The sequence below is a fragment of the uncultured Rummeliibacillus sp. genome (assembly GCF_934216135.1).
Taxonomy (GTDB): Bacteria; Bacillota; Bacilli; order Bacillales_A; family Planococcaceae; genus Rummeliibacillus.
Genome location: NZ_CAKQBI010000014.1, coordinates 66,275 through 83,880 on the forward strand (window position 1 = coordinate 66,275; position 17,606 = coordinate 83,880).

The window sequence follows — 17,606 nt, forward strand, 5'->3', positions numbered from 1 at the left end:
AATATTTTAAAGGGATCGACTTCAATCGTTCCCTTTTTTGGCATTCTCAACTAATATTTTTGAAAGAGTGGGTTGTAATGGCTCAAAACAAACCTATCGTAAAAAAATTTCATTTGTTTTTATTACTAATTGTTGTTATTGTTTTAATCTGGTCGCTCATTAAACCTTTGAGTTATTCAAGTTGGGCAGCAGATGGCGGACCTATTTTTATCTGTCTGATTATCGTTATTGCGACATATCATCGCTTTCGATTTACTACACTTTCCTATATCATCATTGCCATATTGGTGATTATTGAATTTATCGGCGCTCATTATACTTTTGCAAAAGTTCCTTTATTTGATTGGATAAAAGATAAGTTTGATTTAAAAAGAAACGACTATGATCGCTTTGGACATTTGATGAAAGGAATGGCTATCATCATTGTAAGAGAAATCATTGTTCGAAAAACACAAATTCAAAAAGGAGCTTGGCTTTTCTTTTTCAGCTTTACCACTATAATGATGATTGCTTCTTTATACGAAATCGTCGAAATGTTATCCTATAAAATTGCCAAGGGTACCCAAGTGGCAAAAGGATTTTTAGGCATGCAAGGTGATCGATGGGATGCAGAATGGGATATGACCATGGCTTTAATAGGTTCCTTACTTTCATATATTATTTTTGTACGATTGCATAACAAGTTATTAGCAAAAATACGAAAATGAAATCTTTACAATTTTAAGGTGAATCGGTAATCGGTAAAAGGAATTGAAAGTTCTAATTGGAACAGTCAATTCCTTTTAAAAATGACGCCTCCCAGTACCTTTAGGAAAGTGCTGTACTAGATAAGAGTTGCTGATAATAGGGATGAGACTGTTGAAGCTCTTCATGCGTACCGCTGACGGTTACTTTTCCATCTTCCAATATAATGACTTTAACAAAATGAATCAGATACATCAATCTTATCAACATCTATAAAAAATAAAAGACATGAGTCCAAATTATTGAACTCATGCCCAATGTATTAAGTATATCTATCGAGTTAGTAACCGTCTCTATTATTGAGCTGGAACTGTAGGAGTTGCTATATCTACAGTTGAGGGTTGATCTGATGTATCATCTGTTTTTGTTTGTTCTACTGCATCTGATTGGTCATCTGTATCACCAGAATCTATTTGATCATCAGATTCTGTTTGTTCTTTTGCATCCTCAGTATCTTCTTGGCCATCTGAATCTTTTTGTTCATCTGTAGCATTAGTTTGTTCTGAATCCTCTTTAGTGGTTGAAGCTTGTTCTGCTAGTGATTCGACTCTATCAATCTCGTCTTTTGCAAGTTGTTCTAATTCTTCGGATTTCTTAATTAAAGCTTCATAATCTGATTCACTTAATCTATTCTTTTTATTTAATGATTTTAGTTGTTTGTTAATTGTACGTAGTTTATTGATCTCTGCTTTGAGTTTACCTTTATAGCTTTTATATTTTTTTGAAGCAGTTTTTTCACTTAACTCTTTATCAGTTGTACCATCTTCATTCACTCCGAAAAATATGTTAATAGATTTAGTAATAGCTGATACATTTTTATTAACCGAATTCAAACGCTTTTCAACTGTTTTTCCAGCTTTAGATTTAATAACTGTTTTTTTCTTATTTTCTTTTTTCTTATCTTTTGTTTTGTCTACTTTTTCTACTTTTTCTTTATGACCTGATTTACCATGATCTGCACCTTTTGCACTTACTAAAGAAGTAGTGCCAAGTACTAAACTAACTGCTGCTAGACCTGTTAAAATTTTTGTTACATTTCTTGTTTTCATTACCTTTTCCTCCTCGTTTGGGTAACGGTAGCTGGCTGACATAGATATCATAAAATCCTTAGCCCCTGTAGCTTTGTGACACCAAGTTTCCCTGACTGTACCCTTTTGTTGTATTCCATATAATTTATCGGAGTAAATTGTCAAGAATATAGTAAAAGCTCAATAGAAATAAAAATAGAGGTCTGCCCTCAAAGTCTATTTCATAAACCTTTTCGAACAGCCTCATGTGTATGTTGCTCTTGTAATGATTGAATAATTTCTTTTGTTTTACGTTGTACATCACAAAGAGTGTTGGAAATTTGTTCAATAGTTATTGGTCTACTAAATAAATAGCCTTGTATAAAGTCACACTTACTTTTCATCAGATAATTAAACTGCGTTATTTCCTCTACACCTTCCGCGACTACTTTTAAATTTAAATGTTTTGCCATTGATATAATCATATCCACTATTGGTTCATTACTTGTATCTGGTTGGATATTTTTGACGAATGAGCAATCGATTTTCAAACAATCAATTGGCAAATCCCTCAAATAAGATAAGGACGAATAGCCAGTCCCAAAATCATCAACAGCTAATGTAACACCCAGCGACTTTAAATCATGAAGTATTGGTGTAAGGTGATCCGTATTCATCGTCATACTTTCAGTTAATTCCAATTGTAATGATTGTGGAGGTAATCCAGTCTTTTCTAATATTTGTTTCACGGTTTGAACAAAATCCCCTTGAAATAACTGACACAATGATAAGTTAACCGCAATCTTAACTGACCTTCCCAAGTGATCCTGAAGTTTTTTTGTTTCATAACATGCTGTTTCAAGTACCCATTTACCAATTGGATTTATCAACCCTGACTCTTCAGCAACAGGTATAAATTCACCTGGAGAGATCAACCCTCTTTTCGGGTGCTGCCATCTAACTAACGCTTCCATTGAACTAATTTCACCTGTCATCGTATTTACTTGAGGTTGATATACTAAAAATAATTCATTGTTTTTTAGTGCATTAAACAAATCATTCTCCAATGTTACTTTAACAGTTCGGACATCAGACATGGATTCTTCATAAAACAAAATATGTTCATGCGTATTTCTTGCCTCGTATGCTGCAATTTGAGCAAATTTAATTAAATCCAACTCCGACTCTGCATCTTTCGGATAAAATGAAATACCAATATTCAAACTATTATTCAAAGAAGAATACTGAATTTCAAAAGGTGTTTCCATTATGCTCTGAAGTTGGCTACAAAAATTCAAAATATCATCGCGACTTTCATAATGATCGATTAAAATGACAAATTGATCATCTCTTAACTTCCCAATGATTAATTGGTCGGATAATTGCTCTTGTAATCTTTGTGCCACATTACGTAATAGGCAATCCGAATAAACAGAGCCGAGAAAAGACTTAATAGAAGATAACCTATCTATTTCAAAAACTAGTACCGCTTTATCAGAAGAATTAGCATGTAGATTTTCTTTAATTTTGGCTAACAAATATCGTTCGTTTGGTAATTCTGTAATATCATCAAAATACCTTTCATGCTTTATTTTTTCCTCAGTAGCCATTAAATCTTTTTCTGTATCCACAACCTTTTTCGCGATATCTTGATGAAGAACCTTAAAGTAATTGACTAACCCTACTTGAACGATCAGCACAATAGAAAAAATAATAATATTTACAACTGTTAGGTTATCAGTAAAAAGACTAACTCCAAATAAAATGATTAAAATAAGATTTAAAAGCAAATAAAAGATACTATACCTTTTACCCATTATTACCACCCGACCTTATAATCCTAAATGCATAATATTAAGCATTAGAACCGAATAAATATATTTTCCGTTATATATATTTAATCTTATTGAGAGGCAATAATTTTTTTTTGTGTATTATTTTATACGTTATCCTTTTTATTTGAAGCCAGCTTCTTTTTTAATAGATTTTCTAGGTCTTCTTTTAATTTTGTATAAAAATACTCATTACCTAAAGTTTTGAATATATCCAAGGATTTATTGCACTTTTCAATTCCCTCCAGAATGGAATCATCTACTATATTTAGCATTCCTTCATAAAACAATGATAATGTTAGTTCAAAAAACTCTGTATTTTTTATTGTATATGCTTTCGTAGCACTCAATAACATTCTAGCAGATTCAATGTCATTATTTTTTATACTTAATTCTAAAAGGTTAAATATTAAATAGCTTAATACTTTTGTATCCGAATTCAATTCCTTATATTTTTCTGCATATTTCAGTAAATTTTTTGACATTAAAAGAGCAGTAGCAGGAGGAAATATAAATAAAAAATTGTTTAATACAACCAACTCATGGTAGCACCAATCATCGATACTTAGTAAATAATCTGCCATTTCCTGAATATAGTCTTTATTTATTTTATCTACATCCAAATCATTTTCCATACAATGACATAAAATATATAAATGTCTTAAAAAAATGTCGCCATTTTCTTTATATTTCTTTTCTGCTTCTTTTTTTATTTTTGAGATCTCTTCTATTTTTTTATCATAGAATAACTTTATTACCTCATTATAGGCATTCATTTTTGATGATTTTTTATAATCATTTTTAATATAAAAAAACTCATTGTATGTTACATTACAATAATCCAATATTTCAGTAAGCTTGTCTGATGAAATACTATTTTTTCCTGATTCGATTCGAGCAATATAGGGACGAGTCATACCAATCGCATTGGCTAGTGATTGTTGTGTAATGTTTTTATTTGTACGTATTTTTTTAATAACTTGGCCAATTTCCATTTAATAACCCCCTAATTTAAGATATATGTATAATTTTGTTTACATTTTATTTTAATTGAAATTTATTGATTATAATAACTTATATAACATAAAAGAAAGGAATGAGAAAATGATGAAAAAGAAATCTATTTTCCTAAATCGTTTAGTTGCAGCTGCTGTATTACTATCTTCTGCAGGAACTATTTCACTTCAACACTTTTTTGCTATATACTAAAATCTTATTTTGAATACTTTCTTTTCTCTTGTACCCTAAGTATTATAGCACTTTTCCAAATCCCCCATATTAAGGGGGATTTTTTCATACCTCTAATCTAGAGCAATTTTATCGTATAAATACGTTTTAACTGGATCCTTGACGATTTAAAAGAAATAAAAAAAAGAGATCAATTTCTACCCTTACTTTAGGAAATTAATCTCTTTTTATCTGTTAATATGAAGATATGGAAGGTAAACCTACTTGTACAAAGAAGCTTTAATATATTTTATAAGCTTCTTCCAGCTACTGTTGTGGGGGTACATTTCCAATGAAACCCAATGTACAGAAAATCATTAATGATTGAAACAAAATCTACCAATGTAGTTTTCTCTAATATATAAATTGCAACATTAAAAGAAAAATAACGTAAAAAAAGAGTTGTTCATCGGCAAACAACTCTTTTTCATCATTTTAATTTTACAACGATAATATCTACTTCTGTTACCGCTTTTAAGCTATGCATTTCAAGTGGATCAAATAACAGTACATCCTCAGCTGTTAATGCCACGTCCTCTCCTTCTACGTTGAACACCACATCACCTTTACGTACGATAACAATCGCGGTGTTGTTAACGTTGTGCGCCGGAATTTCCTCTCCTGCGCGTAACTGCACGTTTAGTAAATCAAATTGTTCGTGCTCTAATACTTTACCCATTTTTTTCGCTTGTTCCGCTAAGACGCTCGCGATTTGTAGTTTTTGCATAATTGGACAGCTCCTTTAATATTTATATGTTTATCATAGGAACTTTTTTAATCGTTGACTGTGATGGGGGTCACAAAATAAATCATCGCCAAATGGTATTTATTATGCTTATCTTTACAACTTTGAATTTAAAAGTCATCAATCAAATCGTTAATTTAGACCAAAGGAAAAATACCTTCTAGTAACTGTTATAAATAACCAAAAAAGATATAGTGATTTTTATCATATAAATCTACTGGGTTGCTTTCAACTTTAAAAGGAAAATAACATTGAAATAAGAATACATATTATATTTAGGGGAATATAGGAAATTTACAAATTAATTATCCTACAAGTAGCTAATGAATCTATACTATTAACTAATTAGATATTACAATAAATTTGACTGACTTTTTCTTTTTAAACTTATCACTAGTATGGAGGCATTCTTATGAAAACTTTTCGTACACTTACTCAAGCAAAAAAAGATTTACAAGAAATTCAGGAATACATACAACTTATAGAAAACTATCAACCAATAGATTTGAGACAATACGTAATTTATACATATGCCAAAATAGGAAACATTGCAAAAACGGCAGAAGCACTAAATAATTTTTCAATTGTTGATTTTTCAATAGAACCAGAAGATATTAGTCGAATTATCACAAGTAAACCACCAAAAGATGACTTATTACATAAGCAAATAAAAAATTTATATCTAAAAAAACACGACATGCTAGAAGAAAGCCTAATACTTACTTTTAATGGTTCTGTAGACAGCCTAATCTATAATAAAAGGAAAAAGTGATATTTTTAAAGCTACGTAGATTTGACTCATGATTCGGACACGACCTTTCGTTAGCTCAATATTTAATGACTTAACCAAGTTGTATCCATAAATCTATACTACATCTAAAGGATAAAGAGCAACTTATATTTAATAATATTAAAAATAACTATTTATTAACAATAATACAAGTAATTGATTAACTGAATTTTTAAACAGTACTAAAATCAAAAAAATTACTGTCCATGGTCTGCGTCATACTCAAATTACTTTATTGGAAGACAGCGGAGCAACTTTACCCAGAATCGCCCAACGGCTTGGACACTCAACTAGCCAAAACATTACTATGGAAGTGTATATTCACGTTACTGAAAAGGTTAAACTAGCTACTTTAAATTACTTTTTGAAATACTTTTTGATTAATCAAAACCACCCTTCAAAAGGGATTTTGTTTCACTTTCTTGTATGCACTCCAAAGATTATTGTTTGTGGTGACTTTATCATTTAAGTTGATACCATCTTGTTCTTTCATATCTATGTCGATATCCCTATGCCGCTCCTAAATACTCTTCAGTTTCCAACTTATCCATCCATAGGTAGCCATCTTTTGGTCTTTACTACGATGTTGGCTGCAGTTAGTCAGGATATCTACACCTCCTTGTTTTCCAAGATTTAAGATTGTTCGGTCCTTCATTCTAAGAACTACAATGACCTCTGCTGACTTCTCATAATTCATTAGGTTATCTCTAACTTAATTGCTAATTGAATAGCCCTTATGAGACCTCCCCGGGTAAGAATGATTAACTTCTTCTCATGTAACTGCTATATTTACTGTATGGAATTCTGGCAGTATTGGACTTTGTTATGTAAGGCAAACTCATCCACTCCAATTCAGCATTTTATATAGTTTCTGTTCGTCAGTTCGAGAATTTACGTCCGAAGATTCCATGTCACCATGGACACCATTGCCATTCGCTAACAGTTCCTACTGCCAAGTCTGTAGTAGACTTTCACCACCAAGTAATCATCCATGCCTGGCGCACCTTTAAAAATAGAACTACAAGATATTTCTTGTAGCTCTATTTTTTGGTATAATTTTTATATTAATTAATGGAGGCGATTTGATGAGCTATTTTTTTGATGTAGTACCTAATATAGAAGGCAATCATAAATTACGTGACCCTCAAATTCAAGCCTATTTAAAAATTAAAGAATATTTCACAACAAACCCCCATGGTGAGGCATTAGTTGTTCTCCCTACTGGTACAGGTAAAAGTGGATTAATAGCTATAGCACCATACGGAGTAGCAAAAAAACGTGTATTAGTAATTACACCAGGATTAGTAACTAAAAAGAGTGTGGTCAAAACTCTTCACCCACTTGAAGATAATTTTTGGCTTAACACCGATATTTTGTTTGATCCAGAAGATTTACCTGTAGTTGAAGAATATTCATCTGATATGCTTGACTCTAGTTTAGAAAAATGTGATTTCGTCATTGCAAATGTACATAAATTATATACAGATAGAGATAGTTCGTTACTTAATCGTGTTGATAATGATTTCTTCGACTTAATTATTGTGGATGAGGCACATCATTCTGTAGCTGACACTTGGAAACAAGCTATAGATTATTTCAATAAAGCTAAAAAATTACATGTTACTGGTACTCCTTACCGAGGAGACCATAAAGAATTGCCAGGAGAAGAAATTCACAATACCCCTCTATCTGATGTAATGGCATTAAAATATGTTAAATGGTTACGTAAAGAAACGATAAATAACTCTAATCTTTATTTCACGCTACCTGGCGAATCACGCACTTTAACTTTGGAAGAAGTATTGCTTCTGAAAGAGCGTGAATGGGTGGAAAAATCCATTGCTTTATCAAAAGAATGCTCGCTAGATGTAATAACAGAAAGCATAAAACAGCTCAAACAATTAAATGATTATTCTCCAAAAGTTCCACATAAAATCTTAGCTATAGCTTGTAGCATTGAACATGCAAAAGATATCGCTTCTTGGTACAGCAATCAAGGGCAAACAGTTCAAATAATTCATAGTAAAATGCGTCCCGAGCAATTAGAAAATGCCTTTTTATCCATTGATAACCATCAGTGTAATGTCGTCGTATCTGTTAATATGTTAATGGAAGGCTATGATCATAAGTATTTAACTGTATTAGCTCTATTCAGACCTTATAGAAGTTTAAATGCATTTGCTCAAGTGATTGGAAGGGTATTACGTGCAATACCTGATAATGAAATCACAGACTTTGCAATTGATAACAATGCTGTAGTAATATATCATGAGGAAATAGGACTCAACGATATGTGGGAATATTTCTCGAAAGAAGTTGAAAAAAGCAAAAAAATTCCTGTTAAGGAATATACAATTTCTGATCGAGAATATATTAAAAGAGAGATTGTCTATGGGTCTATCAATAAAGATGATTACTTTGTTAGTGAGACGGACTCTTATTTAGATACTATTGATTTTAACGAGATGTTTCATAAAGCCCGTCTTGAAATCGACGAAGAACTTAATAAGAAGAAAGAGGCCATGAGAGCTGCTGGTTTTTCAGAAGAAGACATCGAAGTAGCTGCTAAAGGGCTAAGAGAAAGTGCAATTTCTAAGAAAAAAGGAGAAATTGATGAAATACTTATTTCAAAACGCCCTGAATTAATTAGAAAAAAATCAAGGAACGCTCTGTATACTACTGCTAATGAAGCTGCACAAGCTATTTTAGAAGAGAAAAACATTGATCCCAAAGGTCACTCGTTATATTTAAAATTTAAAAGGCCTATAAAAAATCTCAAACCGAATACACCTAATGACGGAATTCTTGTAAGATACATGAATTCTAGACTTGCTAGTAAATTTGGGCCCGTAAAAGAAAGAGAACCGGAACAACTACTTGCGTCCCAAAGATATCTTGAAAACCTAGTTGAAGAACTTAGGAGGATGCTTTAAATGAAAAATAATATTTTACAAAATAAATTGGATAGTTTAGTTAAGCTTTACTTAACAACCGGAGTTCAACCTTCAGATTTAGCTGATAATATATTTTTAGAAAACTACAAGCAGATTAGTTTTTTAAAGCACAACGGTCTATTAGTCGGAGAAATAGTTTATGAAGAAAATTATAATGGCTCACTAATTGACACAAAGCTTAGGTATTTCTACAAGGACAAACAAGTAATTACGATTGAAGAAGAATTTTTAGATACTAAAACAATTATTTGGGATAGAAAAGAAACTACTTCTAAATTACTCCAAGAAATAATTTCTATTCTAACTTCTTCATACTCTGCACAAGAAATTGATGCTTTTATTAATTCACTTCCTGAAGATCTTTCTGTTGAGCTTACGAATATATTACAATTAACAGCTTAAATAATTTCCTACGTTGCACTACTTTTTTTGAAAGTAGTGTTTTTCTATGCCTATTAAGATAAAAACGCTGAAAAGTACGTATTACCAATCTTTTCATAAGAAGCCGAATTTCTATCATATCAAAAAGGAAGAATTACTGAAGCGTATTCGTGAGATTCATCAAGAAAGTAAAGGGTGTTATGGCGCTCCTAAAATCTTTGAAGTCCTCAAAAAAGAAGGCTATCAAGGGGGTATAAATCGTATTCAACGAATTATGAAAGAGGCAGGTATCCGTTCTTACATCGTTAAAAAATACCGAGACCAACACCGACACAAAAACCCTTAAAAGAACGTGAAAACATCATAACATTAGGGATTCCAAGCCTTATCACTTGATAATAATATTATTTAATACTTTAGCTGTGACTCTCTTAAAATCTCTCTTTTCCTATTAGTAATCTCCTCATACATATAGTAAGTATGTGATTATAAATTTCCTTCTTTCGGTTTTGGAAGATGATCCGAATTTTGTTCAGCTTTTAATATATAAAAATTATAATTTTCCTTTTCCCCAAAACCAAAAGTATATTTTCTATCATGAATATAACCTTGGAGTCGTTCTTTAATCTCTTTGTTTAAATAACTGATTTATTCATCAATATTATGTCTTCTGACTTTAGGATTAACTCTTGATCAACACTATAAAGTGTATCCATAACACCACCTACTCTCCGAAATGTCATATATTTGTGAATCCTTGTATGATCTAGGATAAGAATGTGCGTGAATTAAGTATTTTTTAATTAAATCCATTGTCTTCCCAGCAGGCAAAGAGATTACTTCTTTTATAAAATTACCTCATTAATATATAAAAAATCCATTTTACAAAATAACTTATGCCTATTTAAAATTTCTTTGATGATCGTAACAATAATATTTGTTATTAAAAAGTACTTTATTATCTTCGCAGTACTTTTTCACCCTATCAGAGATGACCCTATTACAATTTCCATATTCACAAGTTATTCTCAATTGACTCGATTTTTTAAAATTTGATCTGCAATTTTCGCAATAAATTTTGCCTTGGAACTCAGATTTTCTTTTTATACATTCATCAGCATCATTGTAATATACAATATTTGTACATTTTTCACAATTACCTGACGAATTAGGAATCTTTTGATAAAATGAATTAGTATAATATAGTGAAAAATCGTTTATATTTCTCTTTAGGTTAGAATTTGGAGTACGACCATAAAAATTCAACCCATTAATAATATTTTTCACATGACTTATCCCAAATTTATCGTTTACATTATTTTGAAAGGTCATAAGATAAAGAGGAGACTTTAGAGCAATCACTAACTTTATCAAAGGTTTCCATGTAAAGTAATCATTTCGTAATGGATCCTTAGCATTATAAAAATACTTAGCAGGATTGTAGTCTTCAATTTTTGTATTTTCATTACAAATTCTTTTTTCTATAATGGCTCTTATATTTGATTTATCTTCAGATAACATAAATCCATCGACATTTCCTCCCCACATTAGACCATATTTTGCAAGCACAATATCTATATAACTATTAATAGTCCTTTCTTTTGCCTCATTTCTAAAGCCTTTTGTTTGTATTGTTCCTTTTAATTCTTTCCACCAACTAATGAATTTCAATTCATCAAATGTTTCTATTAAATTGGGATAAATCCCCTTGTCTGTTCTATAGTATTTAATTATCTCAAACTTATGACTTTTATTCGTATCAAAAGAATGACATATAATATAAAATGGAATATTTAATTTTTCCGCCATTAATAATTTAGCGTTTATTTCATCAGAAGAAAAAAGCTGATTAAGTTCTCTCCAATTTTCATTTTCTTCTAAATAAACTCCTTCAATAGCTGTTGTAAATTCATAATCTTTATTTAACAATAATCCTTGCAAATCATAAATATTACATTTTTCAAATAACTCATCTGCAAAAGCGTGTTTTCTTTCTGTGTCACGTTTTTTCATTTTTATCCTCCTAAAAAATAAAAGTACCATTAAATGGTACTTTTATTTTACATCAAAACTATAGAATTAAAATCTTTTAGAAGAAATTTAATCATAATTGGTATTAATCCATAGGTTTTACCTTATCTTCGATAAATTGAATTTCTTTTTGGTTTAACCCAAATTTCTTATATAGTTGCTGATCTATTTCTGAAATAGATTTTATCCAATCAATATCAGAATTAAATGTAAAATCAAGTAAAGGGACCTTTTCCCACTTTTCAGCAGTGTTATCCTGAGTAACTTTCAAAATACCAAGCATAGTCCTTAAAAATTTTGATTTAATATATTTCAATAAAGCCTCTGCCTCTATTTTACTTTCAAATGAACCTATACTAATAAAAGAACGAGTATATCCAACGAGCGGAGCTCCAATGAGTGGCGTACTAAGCACTTCTCCTAATGTACCACTACCGTTTGAAACAGGAAGTATTACTTTCCATTTAATTAAATTTTCATGAGATTCTACATATTTTTGCGGTATATATCTCCAGACACGTTTATTATCATGTCTTCCTAAAATTTTATACGAAGGCTCATCACTTGCTTCTTCAGTAAACACATCAAGTCTTGAAAATATTGGCTTATCGAAACGTCGGTCTTTACCATTATTACCCAATATTTTTTTATAAGCAGGATAATCAGTATAAAGAGTATCTAAATTAAATTTAGTTTGAGTATAAACAATAGATGCAATTGATTTAAAGTCATTTGTAAGAACTTTTTTCATGATTGAATTTAGCTCTGGATATGATGTAAAAGTACCAATTTCACCAAAATTTTCTCTATTATTATGATATAGTACAACAACTCCACCCTTAATATCAGTATTCGGAAAAACGTTTGCTGCTTTTTGCTCGTAATAAACAACCTTATTATGCGGATCCTCTAGCATTTTAATATTCCATGCTTTTGGTGTTTTCCCAGCTTTGAATAAAAACCTTGCTGGAGTTATTAAAATATATTCTTCTCCAACTTTTTCAGCCAAATCGTAGAAATGATGATAAATCGGATCATCACTTGTACTTGTACCTCCAGCCTCAGTTTGATATGGGGGATTTCCCACTACTACATCAAATTTCATTTATTCTTACCTCCAAAAATTTCATCACATTTATCTTCAAAATTCATATCTGCTTCACCACGAGCAAAAGGTGTTGTATCAAGATAAACTATATGTGAGTCATCGATATTTTTTGCCTTTTCATCAAAGCCAAAGATGAAGTTCCGAGCTATATTATATATAATTTCACTTGGTGCAAAACCATAAACTTGATTTTCAAGAATATGCTTTAAGCGCTCATTTTCATCAGGAATTTTCTTTTCTAATCCAACATAAAGTCGTTTAACTATCTCCGTAATATAAAGACCAGATTTCATGTAAAGATCTACAAATGTTTTTTCAGGATCCATAAAGATTTCTGGACTTTCTTCTTGTAACTTATCAACCATCATCTTTACAACTTTTTTTGGAGTGAAGATTTGATTGGTTTGTTGTGGTGGAATGTAATCAAAAATGTCCTCATCTTGACTTTCATCAAAATAGTTTGCGAGCTCTGTACGTTTTCTCAAAAACTCTAGGACGGATTGATTAAATACAACAGGATCAAAGAAATTGTATGTATCTCGTAAAGTTCTGAATTGTTCTAATGTGATACCTGTTACTTCTTTAAAGACCTCATCCTTAATAGTTTTGTCAAATGACTCCAATGTTGTAGAAAGTTCGCCATACGCCATCAAGAATGATGGGATTGTTCTTGTAAAGCCACGTAATCGAGAACGCACATCGTCTTCAACTAAATTTTTCTTTTTTTCTTCAGCTTTTTTTAAAATCGTTTCAGTTGATTTTCCCACCAATTCTTTGGTCATAGTTTCAACTGCTGAAGTAACATTATTTTTAAGGTTTCCTTCGATTTGTTTTTTCTTTACTTCATAAGCTGCTTTAGCTTCTGCAACTTTTACTTCATCATTATGAGCATCTGCTATAACAGCTTTATATTCGATTTCTGCTTCAGCCTTTTGAATTTCAGCTTTCTTTTGAACGATTTCTACTTCACGTGCAATTACATTTGCATTTTTTTGCACAACTCGCTCAGCGATTTTTGCCGTCAAGCCATTTTCCTTTGCTAAGCCTTTCACTACATCTTGTGTATTTTGCTTGAATGTAGTGGCTACAACATTTGGAAAACTTCCAGATATTTGATTTACTGCTTTTTCAACTGAATACTTAATATCTGCATAGACCTTCTCACCAAAATGAGCATTTGTCTTTGCAACAATAATATCTTTCTCAACTATTACCTCGCCATTATCATCTACCTGCACATCTTTTATATCGAGATGAGCATGCGTCTTACGTGACACGTTTTTCCCAATATCAACGGGATTTAATTGTTCCAAGATTTCACGCGCACCCGCAGATGTAAAAACACCTGAGATATTTTGGAAAAGCAAGTTTGACATAAAACCACGACGAACAACTTCTTTAGCTTTAATAACTTTTGGAATAGTTAAAACTTGGTTTACATCAAGATCAACCATTTTCCCTTCTTTATCTTCTGCAATAACTGGAAAAAAGTTTAATAACGTTCGAATATTGTCTTTACGATCTGTAGTTGTCCCACCACCATTTGATGTCTTTCTATATAAGTTATTTGCAAATTCATCGTAAATCATCAAAGTGCGTTCTGGTGCAAAGTCAAAGACATAGGCATTTTCTTTTTGATGCCACTCACCATCCACTTCATACTTCCAAGGATTTTGCGCACGGAAGGCTGCCTGCATATAAAGACTTGGTGATTTCACATTTGAGAGCATTAAAACTGCTGTCCACTCTGGAACCGTCACACCTGTCGTTAATTGACCAACAGACAAAGTAATAGTCTTATCATGCTTAGCAATCGCTTCTCTTACTCTCTCAAGAGATTTTTGGTTTACAATTTGATCATCACTTACACGCCCATCCCCTGCAGCTAAAATAATTTTATAGTTTTCAAAGACAGGATGATTTTCCAATAGTTTTTGTAAAGCTTTAGCACTCGCTACTCGATTTAATAGCCAAAAAGTATGTTTCAACTCATTACGGAGCTCTTTATTTGAAAAAGGATATTTTTCATTATGAGAAAGAGTGTCCAACCACTTCTTAACATCTTCTTCATGCACAAATCTGCCATTATCTTTTGTTCCAAAAAACTCATTTAAATCAAAGGCAAAATCAATATTTTTTCCATCAATCTCTGCACCCTTATTCACTTCATCTGTAATCATTTGACTCATTTGATAAGAGAATAGACTTAAACGTGGCAATTTTTCATATGGATTATTTTCTTCAGGTTTATTCCATTCCAATTTTGCTTCTTGCTCATCAGCATAGGTCCAATTAAAGATTTGCTCTTCAGAAAATTTACCTGAAGAAACAGCTTTAAATGGCGTTCCAGATAAGTGAAGAGTAAAATCACGATTGATGTTTTCAAATGCAATATCTGTTTTTAATGTATCAATTCCTTCGTGTGATTCGTCAATAACTAAAAGATCCCAATGTAAGTCCTTTACCCATTTTAACTTATCATGTACACCACCAAATGAAATTGCCCCTTTTAAGTCTTGCAAAGAAATAAAAGTAATCATACGTTCTTTTCCATTATCCAACATATTTCGTACAAACTCATCACGATCCATTACAGGACGATTTTTTAATGAATCATTAGTTGATACGAAAGCAAAGTCCGTTTGCCAAGCAATAAATTTTTGAAAATCATCAAACCATGAATTGGCAATTGCAGGTCGGTTGGTTACCACAAGTACATTATAAGCATCCATTTTACGAACTAAGTCATAGGTGGTTAATGTCTTACCAAAACGTGGTTTAGCATTCCAAAGATATTCTCCATGTTTATGTTTTTTGGCATAATTAAGCGTCTGCAACACTGCTCTTTCTTGCTCTGCACGCAATTGATAGGTTAACTTTTCTTCAACTTGACTAAATTTATTATTGCGATAATCATCAAAGTCGTCATGCGACTTTTCAGGTGTACCATTATAGAAGAACCATTCTGTATTTGGTCTTTGCTTAACATTCTTATACTTACGTAAATAAGTATGAAATTGCTTGTCTTTAAACCAACCATCAAAAGTGTTGAATTTTGCAGGCTCTGACCACAATTTTATATAATCCAAATTAATGGCTGCTGTCTTAGTTTGTTCCTTAATGCGTTCATCAACATTTTCACGTTCTGTATAGCCTATTTTAACCCACCCTTTATTAGCAGGAATGGTCGGTAACGTATAAGCATAAATCTGCGGATAAATAATTTTAGTTGTTTTGATAACCGTATTATCACTCATAACTATTTAACTCCTTTATCAAAGAATTCCATTTTATTTTTCTCCCAATTCATCACTTTTACACGCTTACCAGGTTTAATATCCCATTGTACTTCCGGCTCATCATCATCAAAAAGTGACAATTGAATTTCATTAATCTTTATTCGTTTTTCTGATAATGGAATGATATATTTTAATCCATCCATTTGGAAAACATTATAACTGATGATTTCAGCAATATCTTCAAGCAATCCATAAAGTGGATCTTCTAACCATTTAGCAAAATAATAGTCCCGATAAGTATAAAGTAAGTTTTCACGAGCAAGTAACAATGAATCACCACTCCATTCGAATCCATAACTTGATTTATAGGCTTCTTCTACCAACCGTTGCCATTCTGCTTTATCATCTACTTCTGCGTTGATACGTTTTAGCTTTCTATCTATAAAACCAACCCGTTCGGGCAATGAAACGCTTTCTCCTGTTGACATGTCATAACGAGTTGCCATATACGGGCCTTCACCACAAGCGATTTCTAACCATGTTCGTTTGATATAGGTTTCCAGGTCATCATTTAAATAGTTCTTTTCAATTTCATCATTTTGCATTTTTATAATCCAAGTAGGTGTAAACACTTCTGCTTTCGATTTGGTTCGTTTTTTTTGAAGTTCTTTTGATTTTAAGGCACGTGGCTTAATAATTTGTCCCATTTCCCCCGTTACGAGTTCTGGTCGTATTTGAGCAGTCGCTGCATAAGCTTCTCTACCATGCTCTATATAATTTTCGTTTGCCCATATGATATTCTTCTTAGTCTTTGATGTCGAAGTCGTTCGATCAACCAAGAGAATATCTAATATGCCGTGCATTTGTTCACGTATATCAATTATCCTATTATATGCAAATGATTGTTCACACATATTACTCTTTCCTTTTGAACTCTCATATAGCATAGTCATCTTCCTTCCATTACATTAAGTTAGTTAATATTCAATTAATAACATAATATTAATTAAAAAATTCGTCTCTTTATGCCATTATTATATCATAAGAAAATTTGAAATTTATTCGCCACTGTAATTCAATTGATTCCCTAACGCTATCAATAAAATTCTTGAGAATTACGTATTCCACAAGACATAAACCCTAATCTTTTAAAGAATTTATACTTACAAATGAATAAAAAGATTTTACCTCCTCCCCCTCACCTATATATACAGCTTGCTTATCTTCCTGTTCAAGTTGCAAAATAGATGTATAGTGTGCAAAAGGAATACAACCTAAAAAATGTTTCACCACATGTTTTTCGTCATACTCACTGCTCTCTATTACTTGAAGCTGGCGCCTCATTTAAAGAAGCAATATTGCCTAGGCTACTCTGACATTAGATATTTATATACATGTTACGAAGAAAGCTAAAGTAGAAGCTATTCAAAAATTTGTAGACTATTTAGAAGAATTTCAGTGAGTAGATTAGAATGGTTCTATACTAATTGTTGGGGTTATCAAACAATTTAGGGTAAAAAAATACACGTAAGCTCCAAATATCTTATA

13 protein-coding genes and 1 riboswitch are annotated in these 17,606 nt (G+C 31.6%); of the genes, 5 read left to right on the plus strand and 8 right to left on the minus strand.

The window, feature by feature from the left end:
• The first annotated feature begins 77 nt into the window (after positions 1-77).
• On the plus strand, positions 78-707 hold the full coding sequence (locus Q0977_RS10890; RefSeq protein WP_299513660.1) for a DUF2238 domain-containing protein: 630 nt from the start codon (positions 78-80) through the stop codon (positions 705-707).
• A 333-nt stretch (positions 708-1,040) separates the two neighbouring features.
• Here Q0977_RS10890 and Q0977_RS10895 read toward each other — a convergent pair whose 3' ends face one another.
• The 4 genes from Q0977_RS10895 to Q0977_RS10910 form a co-directional block, all read right to left on the minus strand.
• Complete coding sequence (locus tag Q0977_RS10895) at positions 1,041-1,793, minus strand: hypothetical protein (protein WP_299513664.1); 753 nt, start codon at positions 1,791-1,793, stop codon at positions 1,041-1,043.
• Between the two features lie 23 nt (positions 1,794-1,816).
• Positions 1,817-1,905: riboswitch (cyclic di-GMP riboswitch) on the minus strand.
• A gap of 88 nt (positions 1,906-1,993) precedes the next feature.
• Entirely contained in the window at positions 1,994-3,568 is a 1,575-nt protein-coding gene (locus tag Q0977_RS10900) for a bifunctional diguanylate cyclase/phosphodiesterase (RefSeq protein ID WP_299513667.1), read from the minus strand.
• A gap of 122 nt (positions 3,569-3,690) precedes the next feature.
• Positions 3,691-4,578 (minus strand): helix-turn-helix domain-containing protein, encoded by an 888-nt coding sequence (locus Q0977_RS10905; protein WP_299513670.1) that lies wholly within the window; start codon positions 4,576-4,578, stop codon positions 3,691-3,693.
• Between the two features lie 662 nt (positions 4,579-5,240).
• Positions 5,241-5,537, minus strand: a complete 297-nt coding sequence (locus tag Q0977_RS10910; RefSeq protein ID WP_299513673.1) for a cupin domain-containing protein — start codon at positions 5,535-5,537, stop codon at positions 5,241-5,243.
• Between the two features lie 430 nt (positions 5,538-5,967).
• Here Q0977_RS10910 and Q0977_RS10915 point away from each other — a divergent pair, with 430 nt between their 5' ends.
• The 4 genes from Q0977_RS10915 (at position 5,968) to Q0977_RS10930 (ending at position 10,026) form a co-directional block, all read left to right on the plus strand.
• Positions 5,968-6,327: a hypothetical protein gene (locus Q0977_RS10915; RefSeq protein WP_299513676.1), complete on the plus strand. Its 360-nt coding sequence runs from the start codon at positions 5,968-5,970 to the stop codon at positions 6,325-6,327.
• Positions 6,328-7,430: 1,103 nt separating this feature from the next.
• Positions 7,431-9,278: a DEAD/DEAH box helicase gene (locus Q0977_RS10920; RefSeq protein WP_299513679.1), complete on the plus strand. Its 1,848-nt coding sequence runs from the start codon at positions 7,431-7,433 to the stop codon at positions 9,276-9,278.
• On the plus strand, positions 9,279-9,701 hold the full coding sequence (locus tag Q0977_RS10925; RefSeq protein WP_299513682.1) for a hypothetical protein: 423 nt from the start codon (positions 9,279-9,281) through the stop codon (positions 9,699-9,701). It begins immediately after the preceding gene.
• A gap of 46 nt (positions 9,702-9,747) precedes the next feature.
• The gene (locus Q0977_RS10930) at positions 9,748-10,026 is read left to right on the plus strand and encodes an IS3 family transposase (RefSeq protein WP_299513685.1); all 279 of its coding nucleotides are present in this window, start codon (positions 9,748-9,750) and stop codon (positions 10,024-10,026) included.
• A gap of 554 nt (positions 10,027-10,580) precedes the next feature.
• Here Q0977_RS10930 and Q0977_RS10935 read toward each other — a convergent pair.
• From Q0977_RS10935 to Q0977_RS10950, 4 genes are all read right to left on the minus strand, one after another.
• The gene (locus Q0977_RS10935; RefSeq protein WP_299513688.1) at positions 10,581-11,693 is read right to left on the minus strand and encodes a hypothetical protein; all 1,113 of its coding nucleotides are present in this window, start codon (positions 11,691-11,693) and stop codon (positions 10,581-10,583) included.
• Between the two features lie 103 nt (positions 11,694-11,796).
• Entirely contained in the window at positions 11,797-12,816 is a 1,020-nt protein-coding gene (locus Q0977_RS10940; RefSeq protein WP_299513691.1) for an Eco57I restriction-modification methylase domain-containing protein, read from the minus strand.
• Positions 12,813-16,076, minus strand: coding sequence for a DEAD/DEAH box helicase (locus Q0977_RS10945; protein ID WP_299513694.1), 3,264 nt, complete (start codon positions 16,074-16,076; stop codon positions 12,813-12,815). The genes Q0977_RS10940 and Q0977_RS10945 overlap by 4 nt, the downstream gene beginning before the upstream one ends.
• 2 nt (positions 16,077-16,078) lie before the next feature.
• Positions 16,079-17,005, minus strand: coding sequence for a restriction endonuclease (locus Q0977_RS10950; RefSeq protein ID WP_299513697.1), 927 nt, complete (start codon positions 17,003-17,005; stop codon positions 16,079-16,081).
• Positions 17,006-17,606 lie beyond the last annotated feature (601 nt).